This is a genomic window from Methanobacteriaceae archaeon (genome assembly GCA_013403005.1).
GTDB lineage: Archaea > Methanobacteriota > Methanobacteria > Methanobacteriales > Methanobacteriaceae > Methanobacterium.
This window is the reverse complement of sequence record JACBOA010000010.1, coordinates 42106-59408: the sequence shown is the minus strand read 5'-3', so window position 1 is coordinate 59408 and position 17303 is coordinate 42106. Positions and strand designations below refer to the sequence as shown.

The 17303-nt window shown below is 37.8% G+C and carries 17 protein-coding genes; 11 read left to right on the top strand and 6 right to left on the bottom strand.

The annotated features are described in order from the left end of the window. On the bottom strand, window positions 1-675 hold the full coding sequence (aroD, locus tag HVN35_08195) for a type I 3-dehydroquinate dehydratase (protein NYB52520.1): 675 nt from the start codon (window positions 673-675) through the stop codon (window positions 1-3). Window positions 676-1015: 340 nt separating this feature from the next. Between aroD and HVN35_08190 the strand changes: the two genes are divergently transcribed. From HVN35_08190 to HVN35_08175, 4 genes are all read left to right on the top strand, one after another. After that, the gene (locus HVN35_08190; protein ID NYB52519.1) at window positions 1016-1744 is read left to right on the top strand and encodes a hypothetical protein; all 729 of its coding nucleotides are present in this window, start codon (window positions 1016-1018) and stop codon (window positions 1742-1744) included. 97 nt (window positions 1745-1841) lie between these two features. Beyond that, window positions 1842-2702 (top strand): succinate--CoA ligase subunit alpha, encoded by an 861-nt coding sequence (gene sucD / locus HVN35_08185; protein NYB52518.1) that lies wholly within the window; start codon window positions 1842-1844, stop codon window positions 2700-2702. Window positions 2703-2845: 143 nt separating this feature from the next. Beyond that, a complete protein-coding gene (hmgA, locus tag HVN35_08180; protein NYB52517.1) occupies window positions 2846-4054 on the top strand; it encodes a hydroxymethylglutaryl-CoA reductase (NADPH) in 1209 nt (402 codons plus the stop codon). A gap of 309 nt (window positions 4055-4363) precedes the next feature. Further along, window positions 4364-4945 (top strand): TIGR00267 family protein, encoded by a 582-nt coding sequence (locus tag HVN35_08175; protein NYB52516.1) that lies wholly within the window; start codon window positions 4364-4366, stop codon window positions 4943-4945. Between the two features lie 65 nt (window positions 4946-5010). Here HVN35_08175 and HVN35_08170 read toward each other — a convergent pair whose 3' ends face one another. Continuing rightward, on the bottom strand, window positions 5011-5859 hold the full coding sequence (locus HVN35_08170) for a TatD family hydrolase (protein NYB52515.1): 849 nt from the start codon (window positions 5857-5859) through the stop codon (window positions 5011-5013). A 122-nt stretch (window positions 5860-5981) separates the two neighbouring features. Then, the gene (locus tag HVN35_08165; GenBank protein NYB52514.1) at window positions 5982-6833 is read right to left on the bottom strand and encodes a shikimate dehydrogenase; all 852 of its coding nucleotides are present in this window, start codon (window positions 6831-6833) and stop codon (window positions 5982-5984) included. Window positions 6834-7500: 667 nt separating this feature from the next. On the opposite strand from HVN35_08165, the gene HVN35_08160 reads away from it, so the two are divergent. Further along, window positions 7501-7593, top strand: coding sequence for a hypothetical protein (locus HVN35_08160; protein NYB52513.1), 93 nt, complete (start codon window positions 7501-7503; stop codon window positions 7591-7593). Between the two features lie 69 nt (window positions 7594-7662). Continuing rightward, entirely contained in the window at window positions 7663-8076 is a 414-nt protein-coding gene (locus HVN35_08155) for a hypothetical protein (GenBank protein NYB52512.1), read from the top strand. Between the two features lie 552 nt (window positions 8077-8628). Here HVN35_08155 and HVN35_08150 read toward each other — a convergent pair. Further along, window positions 8629-9018, bottom strand: coding sequence for a zinc ribbon domain-containing protein (locus HVN35_08150; GenBank protein NYB52511.1), 390 nt, complete (start codon window positions 9016-9018; stop codon window positions 8629-8631). Between the two features lie 86 nt (window positions 9019-9104). Then, complete coding sequence (locus HVN35_08145) at window positions 9105-9716, bottom strand: zinc ribbon domain-containing protein (GenBank protein ID NYB52510.1); 612 nt, start codon at window positions 9714-9716, stop codon at window positions 9105-9107. Between the two features lie 820 nt (window positions 9717-10536). Between HVN35_08145 and HVN35_08140 the strand changes: the two genes are divergently transcribed. The 5 genes from HVN35_08140 to HVN35_08120 all read left to right on the top strand — a co-directional run bounded on the left by HVN35_08140 (window position 10537) and on the right by HVN35_08120 (window position 16013). Continuing rightward, complete coding sequence (locus HVN35_08140; GenBank protein NYB52509.1) at window positions 10537-11199, top strand: RNA ligase partner protein; 663 nt, start codon at window positions 10537-10539, stop codon at window positions 11197-11199. A gap of 233 nt (window positions 11200-11432) precedes the next feature. Continuing rightward, on the top strand, window positions 11433-12728 hold the full coding sequence (locus HVN35_08135; protein NYB52508.1) for a histidine--tRNA ligase: 1296 nt from the start codon (window positions 11433-11435) through the stop codon (window positions 12726-12728). A gap of 73 nt (window positions 12729-12801) precedes the next feature. Then, window positions 12802-13200: a phosphoribosyl-AMP cyclohydrolase gene (gene hisI, locus HVN35_08130; protein NYB52507.1), complete on the top strand. Its 399-nt coding sequence runs from the start codon at window positions 12802-12804 to the stop codon at window positions 13198-13200. 5 nt (window positions 13201-13205) lie between these two features. After that, window positions 13206-15071 (top strand): Flp pilus assembly complex ATPase component TadA, encoded by a 1866-nt coding sequence (gene tadA, locus HVN35_08125; GenBank protein ID NYB52506.1) that lies wholly within the window; start codon window positions 13206-13208, stop codon window positions 15069-15071. Between the two features lie 192 nt (window positions 15072-15263). Then, complete coding sequence (locus HVN35_08120) at window positions 15264-16013, top strand: sugar phosphate isomerase/epimerase (protein ID NYB52505.1); 750 nt, start codon at window positions 15264-15266, stop codon at window positions 16011-16013. 186 nt (window positions 16014-16199) lie between these two features. Here the strand turns inward: HVN35_08120 and HVN35_08115 are convergent, their stop codons facing one another. Continuing rightward, window positions 16200-16868 (bottom strand): hypothetical protein, encoded by a 669-nt coding sequence (locus HVN35_08115; protein NYB52504.1) that lies wholly within the window; start codon window positions 16866-16868, stop codon window positions 16200-16202. Between the last annotated feature and the right edge of the window lie 435 nt (window positions 16869-17303).

Genomic DNA, 17303 nt, shown 5'->3' with positions numbered 1-17303 from the left:
TTAAACATCACCAGCCAGTAATTTATCAATTATATCTTTTGTATCTTTAACATTCAGTTGTCCAGGTGCAACTTCACCTTCAATAGATGCATAAGTAATTGGAGAACCAAATAATGGTGCAACAACCCTTGTATATCTTCCCAATACCCCCATGGCAATGCCAATAGTGTTATCCACCTGGTTCAGAACTTCAAGAACATGGAGGGTGTCCTGAATATTCTCAGGCATTACAGCGAATTTAGCAATATTTCCTAAATCTTTTTCCTTCTTAACTATATCAAAAAGCTCCTTCAAATTAGGAGTTCTTGTAAAATCATGATAAGATATGATAGTGGACTTAGCAGCTCCAATAACCTTTGATCTGCATTTTTCATCCGTTTGTAGTTCTATATCCACATAATCCACATAATCCGCTGCTTGAATTAGAAGTTCAGTTCTTTCCACTTCAGATCCTCTGAAATAGCCTCCTTCCTCCTTCATTCTGTTGGTGGCAATTAAAGGATAGTTTATCTCTTCTATTAAATGGATAACTTCCTGGGGATCCGGATCAATAAGTGCATCAATCCTGAGTTCAAGGATATCTGCACCCTCCTTAACGGCTTTATTGGCAGTTTTCAAAACACTCGATCTGTCTTTTTGGAGTATGGGAACACATATTAATGGTTTTGAAATCAAAGCTTACACTTCCTTATAATAATGCTAAAATCTTCTGTTTAATGATTTGAATTTGAATCATAGCACCTATCTATTATTGTATTGTTTTTTCACATTACTAAATTTTGTGATATGTTAGTTTAAAGATCAATAATTGATGAATCATTGTAGTTAGTTACAATACTAATCCATTATCCATCATTTTTAAAATAATAGAAATATGCTATAAAAATCTATAAGAACAAGGTTTCACCATACTAATCTCATAATTATAATAAGTGTCCATATAATATCCATGTGTTTTACCACTCTACTTATTAGAACTATTAATTGATATTTCAACCAGATTCAAGGTGATGATTTGAAAATAACCTCCATAGGTGCGGATATTTCAGGCAACGATGTTTCGTGTAGTGAAAAGCTAATAAGCAGCATTGAAAACGATATTCCCGAGTTAATTAAATTAGGTGCTTATAAAGCCGCTCTTACAAATATCACCGGTGACGATGTGGTGATCAGTGCCTTTGTAGAGGATGATAAACTTGAGGAGGTTAACAGAGGCATTATATCTCTGCTTAAAAGAAATGCCGAGGATCCTGGAGATATTAATGGAATATCCTCCACTCCAGAGGGTGCTGGTGAAGGAGTATCCTATGCTGAAGCAAAAATAAGGCAGGATCGATATCCTGACGCTATTATAATGGCCTTTGACACCTACGGTGGTGAATCATTCGTCCATAAAGTTGCAAATTCTGTGATCAAAGCTGCTCAGGGAATGGATCATGTTACAGATATAGGGGGCAGTAGCCTTAACCATAATAAAGAAATACCAGGAGTGGGTTTTGTTTCTGATGAAACAGATGATCCTGTGGTGGTGGTGACTGTGGAAGATATTGAAAGCATGGCAGTAGTTGCCGGAGCCATGATGGGTGCTGCACTGGGTAATAAAAACGTTTATCTGGTTAAAAGAGGATCACCATCACACGTTATCCCGGGAAGTGTGATAATGTCTGTTACAGCTTATATGAATGGTAATGTAATGGATTTAGCTGTGCCTTTGTCGGATAAGATGAAGATTTTAAGGGTTTAAACATGGTTTAAAAATCATCAGATAACTTATATAATTAACAAATTTGGAAAAAAACAAAAAATCAATGATAGATCTTTAAGTTACAGGAAGTGATACCGTGATATTTCTTGATGAGGACACCAGATGCGTGGTGCAGGGCATTACCGGGAAACAGGGTTCTTTTCACACTAAAAGTATGCTGGAATATAACACCAACATAGTAGCAGGCACATCACCAGGTAAAGGAGGTCAGGAATTTGAAGGTATTCCTGTCTACAACTCCATTGCAGAGATAAAAGAAGAAATGGATGTTAATGCATCCATAATATTCATTCCCGCACCATTCGCTAAGGATGCTGCTTTTGAAGCCATATCCCAACTGGAATTAGTAGTGATCATCACCGAACACATCCCAGTCCATGATGCCATGGAAATAGCTAGGTATGCTAGGAATAACAACTGTAATGTAATAGGACCCAACACTCCGGGTATCATAACCCCAGGAGTTGGTAAGCTGGGAATAATGCCTACCCACATCTTCAACCCTGGTGATATAGGCATTGTTTCACGTAGTGGAACCCTTACCTATGAAGTGGCCAGTCAAATAACCAACGCTGGTTTAGGACAGAGCACCTGCCTGGGTATTGGAGGTGACCCAGTGGTGGGTATGGATTTTGCAGATGTATTGCAGAAATTCGAGGATGACCCTCAAACCAGGGCCATGGCAATGATAGGAGAGATAGGGGGTAATGCAGAGGAAAAAGCCTCAGAATACATTGCAGAGCACATAACCAAACCAGTGGTAGCCTACATTGCGGGTAGAACAGCTCCTGCAGGGAAGAGAATGGGACATGCTGGGGCGATTATAGAAGGAAATACAGGGACTGCTGAAAGCAAGATAAAAGCACTTAAAGCAGCTGGAGTGGAAGTAGCAAAACAGCCCTCACAAATTGCCAGTCTAATGAATGAAATAACCTAAATCTTAAAAAAAAATGTTTGAATGAACCCTGAATTAATGATTCACTAGTTCTATTCAAAGAATATAAAAAACCTTAACACCAGCACTGCCATGCACAGAAAAAAATTATAGAAAAAAGATTATAAAAAAAATAAGATGATTTTATGACAGGAAAAAAAGAAATCATTGAAAAACTTTCCAAAGGAGAGATTAAACTTCATCAGGTTGAGAATTTCACTGCTAAACCTCGAGATGCAGTTGATATAAGGAGAGAATTTGTAGAAAAAATTTCCAAAACTAAATTAAAACACTTATCCCAGTACTCACTGGACCTGGTTGAAGCCAGTAAAAGGAATATTGAAAACCCCATTGGAACCGTGCAGATCCCATTGGGACTGGCCGGACCTTTAAAAGTCAATGGAGAACATGCTCAGGGAGACTTTTTCATTCCCCTGGCTACTTCTGAAGGTGCACTGGTTGCCTCGGTTAACAGGGGATGCTCAGTTACCCAGGCAGTTGGCGGTGCCACCGTTCGAATCATAGATGATAAGATGACCCGAGCCCCTGTCATAAGGGCCAGTTCTGTTTCTGGAGCACTGGAAATAAAGGAATGGATTGAAAGACATTTCATTGAGCTTAAAGAAGCCTCAGAAAGTACTACCAGTCATGGGAGACTTTTGAAGATTGACCCCATTGTAGTGGTTGGTCGCTATGTTTATCCCCGTTTCACCTTCAGCACTGGAGATAGTATGGGTATGAACATGGTTACCATTGCCACTGAAAAGGCACTGGAAATTTTAACCAGGGAAACTGGAGCCCATGTGGTGGCACTCAGCAGCAACCTGTGTGTTGATAAAAAGCCTTCTGCACTGAACCTGATTGAAGGACGTGGAAAAACCGTGGTTGCTGAGATTGTGATACCCGGTGAAGTGGTGGAGGAAAAACTTAAAACCAATGTCCAGTCAATTGTGGAAGTTAACCTTGCTAAAAACATGATTGGATCTGCCGTATCCGGAAGTATGGGATTCAATGCCCATTACGCCAACATGATCGGAGCATTATTCCTGGCCACAGGACAGGATGAAGCCCACATAGTAGAAGGCAGCCTGGGGATAACCACTGCTGAAGAAGAAAATGGAAACCTTTACTTTTCTGTGACCCTGCCAGACCTTCCCCTGGCCACAGTTGGAGGAGGCACACGTCTGGAAACTGCCCGGGAATGCTTAGAGATCATGGGAGTTTATGGCGGGGGTAATGTTAGTAAATTTGCCGAAATCGTAGGCGCTACTGTACTGGCAGGTGAATTATCACTCATGGGCGCCTTAGCAGCCGGACACTTGGCACGGGCACATAAAGAACTGGGAAGAGGTTAAAATAACTTTCCCCAACATTAACTAGACTAAAGGTTTTTACAATGCGGAAATTATACTGAAGGTTTATGTTAATGTACAGATTCTAATAATGAATTAAACCATGAATTGGGAAAAAGGCACCCTTAACCCAGTTTTATTACAAGATGCAATAAGATTTTAAATTCACCGATACTTTGAATAGAACTTATATTTAACCTGAAAATTTGTTCCAAGTGGTATTCCATCCTGTGAGGAAATTCTCAAAATAAAGGAAGAATTATATTAAAGAATATTAGATTAATTTTAACTTTTATATTGGAGTAAATTTCAATGAAGATAAGAGAATTCATTAATGAATATCTTAAAATGAGCCGTTACGTTGCTCTGGGCACTATGGATGGGATACTGGCAGTTATGGGAGTTACCCTCACTGCTAGTGGAGTGGCTGGTGCAGCTGGAGTGGAGATTTCTAATTTTTCTGTTGGATTAACTGGTCTTGCCGGTGGCATAGCCCTGGCCCTGTCCAATGCCTTCGGATCCTTTATTGGTGAACGGGCTGAGGAAGCTCGCACCCTCCGTGAACTGGAGCAGAAGATGATGCTTGATGAGGGTAAACTGGATGACACCCATATTCACCAGCAGGCCAAGAGACGAATCTTTATGAGCATGTTCACACATGGATTCAGCAGTTTCACTGGTTCATTTGTCCCAGTGCTGCCCTTCCTCTTAATAGCTGACAGGATGCCTGCCACCATATGCACCATTATACTCTGCTTTGTAGCCTTGATTATACTGGGTGTGTACCTGGGCCGAGTATCCCGGGAAAGTTTACTTAAAACCAGTATTGAAATCGTGATCATCGGGATTGTAATTGGCGTGATCAGCTTCTTAATTGGAGGAGGGCATGGTTAAAACCATGTTATTAACATATAACTACACTAATAACTTATCTCCATATTCTTAACATAAAATCTACACTAATAACCCATATCTATATTGTAAAGCCTCTCCACTCGTTCAACATGAATCTTAAAAGCATCTTCTTCAGTTATTAGACCTGCATTAAGAAGTTTACGGGTTCTCCTGGGCACTGTTTTCGGACCCAGAACTGCACCAGGTCTATTAAGGTCATCCAGGTAATCAGTTTCCATCAGGAAGTTTTTCCCCTTCCTCAGAGCCTGTCTCATAACATCCCCACTGGCTATGAGTGATGGTGTCAGACCATGATTTTCCTCAGGGAGTATATAAGGTCCTGAGAAATGTTTGATAACTTTTTCTTCCTTTAAATGGGCTTTTCTGGCCATGTCTGCGAATTCTTTGAAATTTTCTTCTGAGGCACTCTCGGTGTGCAATTGCACTGGGCAATCTGCCTCTCGGGCCAGTTCCATGGCATACACCATGATACGGTTATGGGCTTCCATCTCCTCTGTGGAAACTGGATAATGTGGTCTGCCAATTTCACCAATGCCCACGGCTCTTCCCTCTAACACCATGCTCTGGGCTGTTTCCAGGGCTCTTCTCATGAGTTCCTCAGCCTGGGCCAATTCCATCCCGGCTTCAACTCGGCGGCTGAGTTCGGCGGGATGGGCTCCCACCACTGCAAAGGCTTTCACTTCGGTTTCACGGTTGATTTCAGCCACATACCTTATTACAAGTTCCATGGCCTCCTTGAAATCACACTGAGGGCTTACTGTCCAGGTAGGTTTGTTGGGAATGATCATGGCAGTGCCACCTGATCTGTGGAATTTCACTGCAACTGTCTGGGGTCCCTCACCGTTTACCGGGTCCACGTGTATGTGATTGTCTGTGGATGGCAGGTTATCCATTAAAATACCTCTAAAGAACTATTTTATAGCATTATTAACTCGTATTTCTCTAATAATCCGATCAATTGTCTATTTTAGAAATCCTAATTGTTTTAAAACCTGAAAACTCAGATTCGATTTTCTTAATAACCCAATCCCTTCATTAATGCTTCTTCGAATATTTTATAGGAGGGCGTGACCCCGGTCCATATGCGAAAAGCCTCCATTCCCTGATAGATAAGCATTTTAGCACCAGTGATTGTTTTTGCCCCTGCTTTGCGAGCTTCAATCAGAAGACTGGTCTTTAGTGGGTTGTATACTATATCATTCACCACCAGATCACGATGCATCATATCCCGGTTTACAATGGGTTTTTGATTCTCATAGGGATGCATTCCCACCGGTGTGGTATTTATTAGTACATCTGCATCCTTCAATTCTTCTTTAAGTTTATCATCCAGCCCCAAACTGCTTACTGATGTGGGGAAGTGTTCCCGAAGGTTATCAGATAGTTTAGTTGCATTTTCGATGGTGCGGTTGGCAATTAAAACCTCACCCGCGCCATTGAAGAGTAATTGGAATGATATTGCCCTTGCTGCACCACCAGCACCTATTATAATAATCTTTTTCCCCTTAACAGGAATTACCTCTTCAATGGCCTTCACTGCACCCATACCATCGGTGTTGAAACCTGATATTTTGTTTTTATGAAATTTGAGGGTGTTTACTGCACCAATAAGCTTAGCTGCCTGAGTGATTTCATTAAGGTAACCTATCACTTCTGTTTTATGAGGAATAGTTATGTTGAGACCTTTGATTCCCATAGACCGGGCGCCAGCAATGGCAGGTGCCAGTTCCCCTCGTTTAACATGGAATGGCACGTACACATAGTCCATTTTAAGGTCCTTGAAAGCAGCATTGTGCATGGAAGGAGATAGGCTGTGCTCCACTGGATCCCCCATTATTCCCACCACAGCAGTTTTTCCAGTTATCAATTTCTTCACCAACACATTATTAGGCAACATTTTATATTACCCCATTCCCATAAAAGGGAAGGTTTTATTTTTGGATAATAATTTTTCCTTTATTAGATGTTGTTTTGCAATCTATAAAAGTTTCAATGAAAAAAACCGATTAATTATTAATTTACCCTTGATATTGGCATTTCGTACATTTGTTTTCTAATTACTTTTTTAGGGACTGTAAAGTTAATGGGTGTTGGACTGTTCATCAAAATTTGAAATTCGTTGTTATGTTCTTTCACCAAACAAAGACACATTAAAGCAAAAATTATTGCAAACATCTCTTAACCCCCAATAACTTTACAACCCCCTTTTTTAGTAAAGTATATATAAATCCCATATCATTTGAGGACTATATTATCATATTTTATAGTTTAAGTTCATTATAATGGTTTTTTCAGGATCGTTGCAATTAATGTATTATTCCATTCTTTTTGGAAAAGTTAAATGGGTTTGATGATAAAATAAGACGTTTGTTGCGATGTGCAGATCCTATAAAGGATTCATGTTTTTCGAACTCCACAAAACCTTTACTAGAGAAGTGTTCTAGAGGATTTTCTTGTTAAATAGGAGAAATTTAGATACTCTTGCAGAAGGATTCCCATAAAACAAGGATTGAAAGGATTACTGCCTAAAATTAATTGTCCTAAATGGAGATTCTAAATACCTTAGAAACATTACAGGAAAAATAATGAAGCTTAAAGGTGTTGAGCATGTTGAACTTACAAGTTAAGGAATTAAAGAGAAATAATAATATTTATTTGTAATTAATGATTAAGTAAATTCTGATACGAACATTTAATTGAATAAGGATTTAGATTATATGGGAAGAAAAAAAGAATTTTCCATCATAACAATGTTGGTACCAGCATTTTTTTTATTGAGTTCAGTACTTAGATATTTAATTTCATATTTAAGAAATGCATTGGACCCGTTTAATGGTATATCAGCATTTTTCTTCTTTTATTGTCTGGTTGGGGGATTGTTTTTGTATAAAAATTATTATAATAAAAAACTTTTTCAGTTAATTGGTGTTGTAATTTTAGGTTTAATGTTGGTTTATATTTACACTTTGCCTTCAAAATGGGTAGATTCCTTATTTTTGGCATGTTCAGGAATAATTACAGTGGCATTGTTCTTTTTAGTATTTTATCAGCCTAAAGAATGGGAAAAATACCAAAAAGAAATAGAACAAAAAGATGAAGTTGTGGAATAGTTGTATATAATAATTAAGTAATTTTATATGCTTGGTGGTTCATTTGATCGATTATTTTTACCTAATAATGGGTTTGGGTTACTTAATTCCTGGTTTTTTCTTTATTTATGTGAAAAAGAAAGATTTATTTTCTGGTTTGACACTTAATTTTAATATTATATTCTGTTTTTTTATGGGAATTGGATTTTTATACCTTGCATTTACGTAAAAAACTTTAATAATCTCCTAAACCCCCTATCTCACTTTTGTTTTTTGTCGAAGATGCCTAAGGATTCTACTTACCATATTTAATTTATCCTTCAGATGTTGCCATGTTACTCGCTGATTAAATAAAGATAATTTTTCATAAATCTATCTTTAATGTCGCTAAATGTAATATGATGAGTTGACAAATAGATTCTAAAGTTATTATGATACCCAGATGTTTTTCGTCGACTTATCATCGGACTCATAACTAGTTCCGGATTAATACCTACAAAATTTACTCAATGAAAAAAAGAGAATAATGGATTCATATAGGCAATTATGGAACTTATTATATTCCAAATTAACCTAGATTAGGTCTCTGTATTGATAGGAACTATAAAAAAATGTAATGGCCATAAAAAACTGGATCAAACCAAAATTATTACCTGAAAAAATGTTGTAGATTCCAGCCAGAAGAATTAGGGTGCCAATAACTGGCAATAGTACAACTTTCTTTAATAGAAGCATAAGAGCACCCAAAAAAATGGTTAATAATCCTGCATTTATATTAAATAAACCTATAAATGCTCCTAATCCAATGGTAAGAAACCCGGAATTTCTCATTAAAATATCAAACTTTTCATTTTTAGTTTGAATCTGCTCTTTTTCTGTATTATTCGTAGTTAGAATGTTTCCACATTCCTGACAGTATTTCGCTTCGTCAATGTTAGCAGCACCGCATTCCGTACAGAACATATATAACACCCATCAATCCGATTAATAGCAAGATAAATTTGTTTATAATAAAAAAAGAACATGTATTTATAATTATTTTACAATTTTCAGTCTAAAGCTTTATAGTTATGTTTTTTTCTGTATATTAAAACCCCAATTAGACCTCCTGTTGTTCCGAATACGGTTAATGTTACAAAACCACCGATAAAAGTTATAATATTGTTGGTAAACCCTATTGAAAAGATCATTCCCATTAATAAACCTAATATAATTCCATTAAAATAACTTTTACCCGATAAATAACCGACCATAAACCCACTTATAAGTATGGAAATCAAAAATTGGGTAAAATATCCCTCTGGTGATAAATCCTGAATATATGTGAATGACAGTATGTACAATAAATAGTATACCAAAATAAATGCTGCGAATCCAATCAAGATAGCTTTAAGTTTAAATATTTTAGGAAATAGTTTATTTAATCCACTCAACGTTAAGATAAGACCTAAAGGAACCAATAAAAAATTTAAAATTATTCCTAATCCATCAATTATTATAAAAGTAAGACCTATAATGGTTATTAAAGCATAAATATAGTTCTCAGATTTACTTTTTTTATCTTCAGTTGTTTCTAACTCTCTTGTTAAAGTATTCCCACATTCTTTACAGAATTTAGCATCTGCATCATTTTTTGTACTACATCTACTGCAAAAAGCCATGATTCATAATATATAATATTAATATATAAACATTTTCTATTATCATGACTGTAAAATTATAAGAAGTTGATATTTTTTGAATGTTTTATATCATTTGATCCTTGAAAGAGCAATCAATGCATCATATACTCTTTATCATTGTACTCTCTAACAGGGTTTCATATTATGGATTTGAGAAGGTCCGGTGATCATAAAAGCCTTAATATTTTTAGGATCAAGTAGTCTGACCATATTTAAGGTTCTATCAATTATTTTCATCTTAAAATTGTATGTTTCAACTAGATCCATCTTTTGAAGACGTTTATGGAAATCCGTCTGATGATCCTCTCTTAAAATCATCAGCATATGGATTTGATGATTCCATTAATATTTATTGTAATCATCTTCAATTGAAAATATGCAATTGTAAACCCTGTTAATTGGTTTTTACTAGGATACTCTGGAAATCTGGCTTAGGCATCTGAATGACAGATAAATCCAGAGTTTGTTGATTGTAAGACTTTTTAACATTTTCCGCAAATCATGACGCTGCCATGTTAAGTTTTTAAAACCAATGGCCTTGAAATGTATGAATGACACCCTTTGAGCCGCTGAAAAAAAGGGCAAGGTAATTATTAAGGTTTCTATAAACCCTACTGCAAAATGTTTATATTAATCATTTTAGAAATTAAAATGTTAAGAGCTTATGTTAAATAAAAGATATTGATTTGTCATCTTCAGAAAGGATTGTAAATATGGGGATTCTCAGAGTTAATGGATAATACCCAAGTTTCAAGTTATAATATGATTTATTAATAAAATTTTTGAGGGGTTTTGGATGATGATTGCTAAACAGAGGTTCGTTTTAGATACAACTGCCTTTACTGATAATCAGTTAAGGGAGGATTACGGTGAGGGGGAACTGAACAAGACCGTAGAGTGCCTGCTGGATTTGATAGCTCGTTCCAGGATAAAACTCAACATGAGCTGTCACATGCCCCCCATAACCTATAAGGAATTCACTGATTACATAACCCGCTATGAATGTCCCCAGGAAATCATGATCAAGGCAGAAACCTGGATTGTGAAAAAATCACCCAACAGATACGACACCAAAATACCCTCCGAAATATTCTACGAATACGTGCATGACATGCGGGAACGTATGAATAAGGGTATGCGCATCTCAGAGAGTGCAGTATGGGAGGCAGCTGTGGAATCCATGGTAATGATGTCCCGTGGTGAGAAAAAAACCCAGATCGAAATGGAAGTCATAGGCAAGGCCATAAAGGATTTCAGAAAACGCTACCGAGCAGCTCTCAGAAAAGGAACCCTGGACAGTGCCCCTGACCTGGATGTGCTTCTATTAGCCAAGGAATTGGGAGCTGGAGTGGTGGCTGCAGATGAAGGGATCAAGGTCTGGGCCGAAAGACTGGGACTGCGCTTTTTAAGTGCTAAATCATTCCCTAAAATGCTAAAAGAGTACCTAAAATACTATGAATAAGATTTAAAACCATTTGAAGGCCTTTTTTATTTATTACCATTAATGAATAAATCATAAACCTATGGTAGATTTATTATGGTAGATCTATAAATCATGACGCATTTAATCAGATTGAAAATAATTATCCACCATTCTAAAATAAGATCTATAAATAAGATCTATATTCTTGAAATGCAACTATTTAGAAATGTAACAATCAAAAAAAATTCACTTTTTTGAGGCAGGCAATAAACATGGAACTACAAAAACCTAGAGGAACGCGTGATTTTCTCTTTGAGGAGATGAAAGAACGAAAATCGGTTGAAAACACCATGCGGAGAGTGTTTGAAACTTACGGTTTTCAAGAGATCAAAACCCCCATATTCGAAGATCTTTCACTTTTCACCACAAAATCAGGTGAAGGAATAATTGAAGAAATATATCATTTCCAGGATAAGGGAGGAAGAGACCTGGCACTCCGTCCAGAGTTAACTGCCCCCGTAGCTAGAATTTACCTTAACCAACTGCAAAAAGCACCTAGACCAATAAAAATGTATTATTTTGGTAGTTGCTTCCGTTATGAGCGACCTCAGGCTGGCCGTTTCAGACAGTTCTGGCAGATGGGGTGTGAAATTATTGGTGGAAAATCACCGGATTCAGAAGCAGAGATCATTGCCCTGGCAGCCCACTGCATGGAAGAACTGAAATTAGAAAACTATGAAATTCACCTGGGCAACCTGGGAATTTTAAGGGGCATCCTAAGCCAGAATGGTGTTTCCAGTGATCAGCAGGACCAGATAATGGCAATTATCGATAAGGGTGATGTTGATGGTCTTAATACATTACTGAACCAATTTGAACTGTCCCAAAAATCCTGTGAAATTCTCCTGAAACTGGTTGGAATGCAGGGACATCAGGAAATAATAGGAGAGGTAAAAGAAATAATAGAAGATTATCCTGATGCATTAAAATCTTTAAAGGAACTGGAAGAACTTTTATTAATGCTGGATGCCTTTGGTTTCTCAAACTACATTGTAAATCTGGGTATTGCCCGTGGACTGGATTACTACACCGGCACAGTTTTTGAGATCTACATGGAAGGCTTGGGAGCCCAGAAACAAATAAGTGGTGGGGGAACCTATAATTTAATAGAGATTTTTGGTGGGGATAAGGTGGAATCCACTGGTTTCGCCTTTGGCTTCGACCGGGTTATGGAAGCACTCAGAATACAAGAAACACGGATACCAATCGAAAAGAACGTGGAAGTCTTTGTTGCCCCCATATCTCCAGAAATGAAATTTAAAGCCTTTGAAATAGCCCAAAAACTGAGAAAATCCGGTATTGCTACAGATGTGGAACTGGCAGGTAGAAAGCTTAAGAAGGTACTTTCCTTTGCCAACAACCTAAAAGCAGGGTATGTGTTACTGGTAGGGGCCCGTGATCTAGAAGAGGGCAAGGTCACAGTTAAAGACATGGAATCCGGTGACCAGGAACAAATACCTGTAGGAACTGTAGTTGAAGTTATTAAAAACAGACTTTTGCAAGAATGATGGGTTTTTAGAAGATTGAAAGAGTACAGGAGATTAAAAAATAATTTAGATTAGTAAATAAGGACTGATGTTAATGGAATTACCCCAACTAAACTACCGCCATGTGATTAATGGAGAAAAACTGGTTATTGCCATATCCCAGGACTATGAAAGTGGGGAAGTGCTAATGGTAGCCTACATGAACCGTGAAGCATTTCAAAAGACCATTGAAACTGGTAAAGCCCACTACTGGAGTACCAGTCGCCACCAGCTCTGGTTAAAGGGTGAAAGTTCCGGTCACACCCAACAAGTGCGGGAAATACTTACTGATTGTGATCTGGATGCCATTCTCATGAAGGTTGAACAGAATGGTGCTGCCTGCCACGAAGGTTATTATTCATGTTTCTATAGAGAGATAAAAGATGAAGATGGATTTAAACTTAAAATAGTTAAAGACAAGGTTTTTGAACCGGAAAATGTTTATGGAGAATGAGAAGGATGCGAATTGTTCCAGATACAAGTGTGATTGTGGATGGTAGGATCACTCGTATAGTTCAGGAAGAAGATTACCAGGGTTGTGAGGTGATAATCCCAGAAGCTGTTGTATCTGAATTAGAAAACCAGGCTAATAAGGGAAGAGATAGCGGTTATAACGGTCTGGAAGAATTGAAAGATTTGCAGAAACTGCATAGTCAGGGGACCATACATTTGAGTTTTGTGGGACGTCGACCTACCCTGGAGGAGATATCCCTGGCCAGGGGAGGGGAAATTGATGCCATGATCAGGAATACTGCTGGGGAAAACAAAGCCACCCTCATAACCAGTGACAGGGTTCAAAAAGAGGTTGCAGAAGCACAGGGCCTTAATGCGATTTATTTGAAACCGGAAATGTTGGAATACGGTGACATTGAAGTTACCAAATATTTCGATAAAAACACCATGTCCGTCCACCTGAAAGAGAATGTAGTTCCCATGGCCAAGAAAGGGAAACCGGGTAATATAAAACTGGTTAGAATCGGGAAAAAACCCCTCACCAGAGGAAAGATTGAATACATGTCCAGGGAGATAGTGGAACGTGCTAAAAGTGATTTTAAAAGTTTCATTGAGATAGAGATGGATGGAGCCACTGTGGTGCAATTCAGGGAGTACCGTATCTCCATTGCTAAACCTCCATTTTCCGATGGTATGGAAATCACCATTGTGCGACCAGTGGCCAAGGTATCTATGGAGAGTTACCGGCTGCCAGAAAAATTGATAGACCGTTTAACTAACACTGCCAAAGGAATACTGATTGCTGGCCCTCCTGGAGCTGGTAAAACAACCTTTGCCCAGGCAGCAGCCGAGTTCTACCAGAATATGGGGGCAATTGTTAAAACCATGGAATCACCACGTGACCTGCAAGTGGGAGATGAAATCACCCAATACGCACCTTTAGAGAAGGATATGGGCAAAACAGCGGATATACTCCTTCTGGTTAGACCTGATTACACCATCTATGATGAGCTCAGGAAAACCAAGGATTTCCGTATCTTTGCTGACATGAGATTGGCTGGGGTGGGTATGATTGGAGTGGTCCACGCCACCAGACCCATTGATGCCATTCAGCGAATCATAGGCAGGGTAGAGCTGGGTATGATTCCCTCCATTGTAGACACCACCATCTTCATTGATGAGGGACGAGTGGCTGCGATTTACGATATAAAACTCACAGTTAAAGTTCCCAGTGGAATGTTGGAAGCAGATCTTTCCAGACCAGTCATTGAAATAAGGGATTTTGAAACGGGAGATCTGGTACACGAGATCTATACATATGGAGAACAGACCATTGTTATGGATGTGGGAAGAACTCAGTTTGAGAAGACTCCCATCCAGAAAATGGCGGAAAGAGAAATCATCAAGGAAGTTAAAAAGGTTGTACCCGGTAAGGTGGAAGTGGATATGAAATCTGACCGGCGTGCTACGGTTTGGGTGGGAGAAGATGCCATTCCCAAACTTATTGGTAAAAGGGGAAAGAACATTGAAGAATTAGAGGGTAAAGTGGGTATCAGTATTGGTGTGGAGTCCCTGGAAGCCAGAAAGGGTCAGGCCAAACCCCGGCAGAGAAATGGTCGTATTCCCGAATTATTATCCCACAATCACGTGCCAGTGGAAGTGGAAGTTTCCGGTAACTACGTGGTTTTGAATTTCGGTAAGGATGTGGTAGGTACTCCTTTTGATATACTGGTTGATGAAGATTATCTTTTCACTGCTACTGTGGGTAAAAAAGGGACTATTAAAATTAAAAAAGACATCGAGCTGGCAAAGATAATTCTCAATTCTAAAAAGCAAAATATTCCAATTGAAGCTAGAATTAGGGAAGAATAAATCAAACTTAGTGATTATTCTGGAAGATGAAAGTCTTATGAGATTTATAATAGTTCAAGACTGAATTTTAATATAACCAAAACTGATGCAGACTGCGATTTATTTTTTAGGAATTTAATAAGCTTGTTGAATGGTGGAATGTTTATTATAAAAAAAAAATGGTGCATTAAACAATTTAAAGGAGTATAATGAATGAAAATTGGTGTCTCTACTCTGGCTCTTTATCCCCAGCCCATATGTCAAGTTCTTGAGGGTCTTGAATCCCTTAATGTTGATTATTGTGAAATAATTAATGAATATCCTTATGATGGTATAGATCAGGATATTTTGGAATCATATCAGGTCAAACTCACTGTACATTCCCCCCTATCAGATATTAACCTGGCATCCCATAACCAGACTATACGCCAATCATCTATACAGGAAATTAAAAGGTCCATGGACCGGGCTGTGGAGTGGGATGCGGAAATAGTGGTTGTTCATCCTGGTAGTATGCCCATTATGGGTCAGAGAATTGAAAAAAAGATTTACGAATATAATATGGAATCTTTAAGTGAATGTAACCTTTACGCTCAAGATTGCGGTGTTTTAATGTGTGTGGAGAACATGCCCGTGATTGAAGGCCTTCTATTCCAGGACTTGGAAGAATTAAACTCCCTTTTAGATGGGATAGATGCATATATGACTTTAGATGTGGGACATGCTCATAATTCAGGTTTCAAACCTCAGGATATGATTCAATCTCCTCTGATTAAACACATCCACCTCAGTGACAATGATGGGACATGGGATCATCACAATGCACTGGGCACTGGGAATATAGACTTCAATTCAATCTTCAAAGCACTGAAAAAACTTAAATACCGTGGAGTTCTGGTGGTAGAGGTGAAAAATCCCCAGGACGTTTCTGAAAGTTTAAAATATATGGAAAAAAAGGTTTAAGAACAGAGCAATCCCTATAAAAACAAAGTTATAATACTTTGAATTATCATTTTATTTTACAAAATTTGCACTGCATTCGACTTGTTTTTAGAAGAATTAATGCAACTGAGATGAAACTACAGATAATAATTAAAAATGAATTCTTATAATCTATTTAGTTGAATAAAAAAAAATGGTGGCTGGTTTTTAGACCAACCAGTATCTACTTATTTTTTCAAGGTGGGATTGGAGTACGGTATGGTTTACCAGTACCTTACTAACACCTAAATTCACAGAAATGGTTGTATCAGGCTGTTCTACCTCAGTTATTAAAGCTTTTGAGGTTAAATTCTTTGAATCCTGATTTATAAAGTAATTTGATGTTGAATTTGGTGTTGAATTTTTAGTTTCCTGGATTTCGGGTTTTGCTGTTGACTCTGTGAATTGAGGTGCTGCTTGTGCTTCTGGTTTGGTTTCTATCACTGCTGGGATCAATTTAGCCCTTGCACCTCCATCATACTTATCATAACCTGAGCATCCATCATAATCTGCATCACAACGAGAACAGGTTATTTCACCTTCGTGTGTTCCTTTGGGGTTCACTTCCAGACAACCATAATGATGGCAGAGTGGACAGTAGTTTTCCCAGTAGTGATATCCAGATTCACCACCGTACATTCCCCCCGGTATAAAATATCCTCCAATTGATGAAGCACTGCTCACCGGCAATGCTCCCAATAATAAAACGACAATAGCCGCTTTGTATAAATTTCGCTTAATATAATTCCTCCGTTGGTTCATTCCGACAAAAATCATGCCAAATATGGGGCATGCCACATTTTTGTGGTACCAGTTGGTTTTATCGGTTTGCCACAATCGCCACTAATGACTATTGGGTTCATTGAACCACTTGTAATACATTGAAACACCTCACTGTTTGCATGATTCCTAACAATTTATAATCATCAATACATTATTACAATTTTATTACAATTTATCTAATTTTGTATTATATTTAAGACCATTATTCGACCATTATTCAATAAAATATATTCCCATTAATGACACCTTCCCATAATGACATCTACTCAGCTCGTTGATAATCAGACATTATGAGAATAATTTAAGCACATAAATAGAATATTTTCCCTGTTTAAGCGATTAATAAATTAGAACTTAGTGGAATTTGTGAAAAATGCATAAGTATTTTTGAGAATTTACTCCAAATTTCTCATTAGCTCCAACTTTAATGTTCAATAGAAAGATTTCTTTCCCTGAACATCAAAACATCACTTTCAGTGAATTTAGTTA

Bases quoted from the DNA above. Each gene is read 5' to 3' on its own strand.
- hmgA (NYB52517.1), top strand. From the start codon at position 2,846: ATGACAGGAAAAAAAGAAATCATTGAAAAACTTTCCAAAGGAGAGATT.
- HVN35_08175 (NYB52516.1), top strand. From the start codon at position 4,364: ATGAAGATAAGAGAATTCATTAATGAATATCTTAAAATGAGCCGTTAC.
- HVN35_08170 (NYB52515.1), bottom strand. From the start codon at position 5,859: ATGGATAACCTGCCATCCACAGACAATCACATACACGTGGACCCGGTA.
- HVN35_08150 (NYB52511.1), bottom strand. From the start codon at position 9,018: ATGTTCTGTACGGAATGCGGTGCTGCTAACATTGACGAAGCGAAATAC.
- HVN35_08145 (NYB52510.1), bottom strand. From the start codon at position 9,716: ATGGCTTTTTGCAGTAGATGTAGTACAAAAAATGATGCAGATGCTAAA.
- HVN35_08140 (NYB52509.1), top strand. From the start codon at position 10,537: ATGATTGCTAAACAGAGGTTCGTTTTAGATACAACTGCCTTTACTGAT.
- HVN35_08135 (NYB52508.1), top strand. From the start codon at position 11,433: ATGGAACTACAAAAACCTAGAGGAACGCGTGATTTTCTCTTTGAGGAG.
- hisI (NYB52507.1), top strand. From the start codon at position 12,802: ATGGAATTACCCCAACTAAACTACCGCCATGTGATTAATGGAGAAAAA.
- tadA (NYB52506.1), top strand. From the start codon at position 13,206: ATGCGAATTGTTCCAGATACAAGTGTGATTGTGGATGGTAGGATCACT.
- HVN35_08120 (NYB52505.1), top strand. From the start codon at position 15,264: ATGAAAATTGGTGTCTCTACTCTGGCTCTTTATCCCCAGCCCATATGT.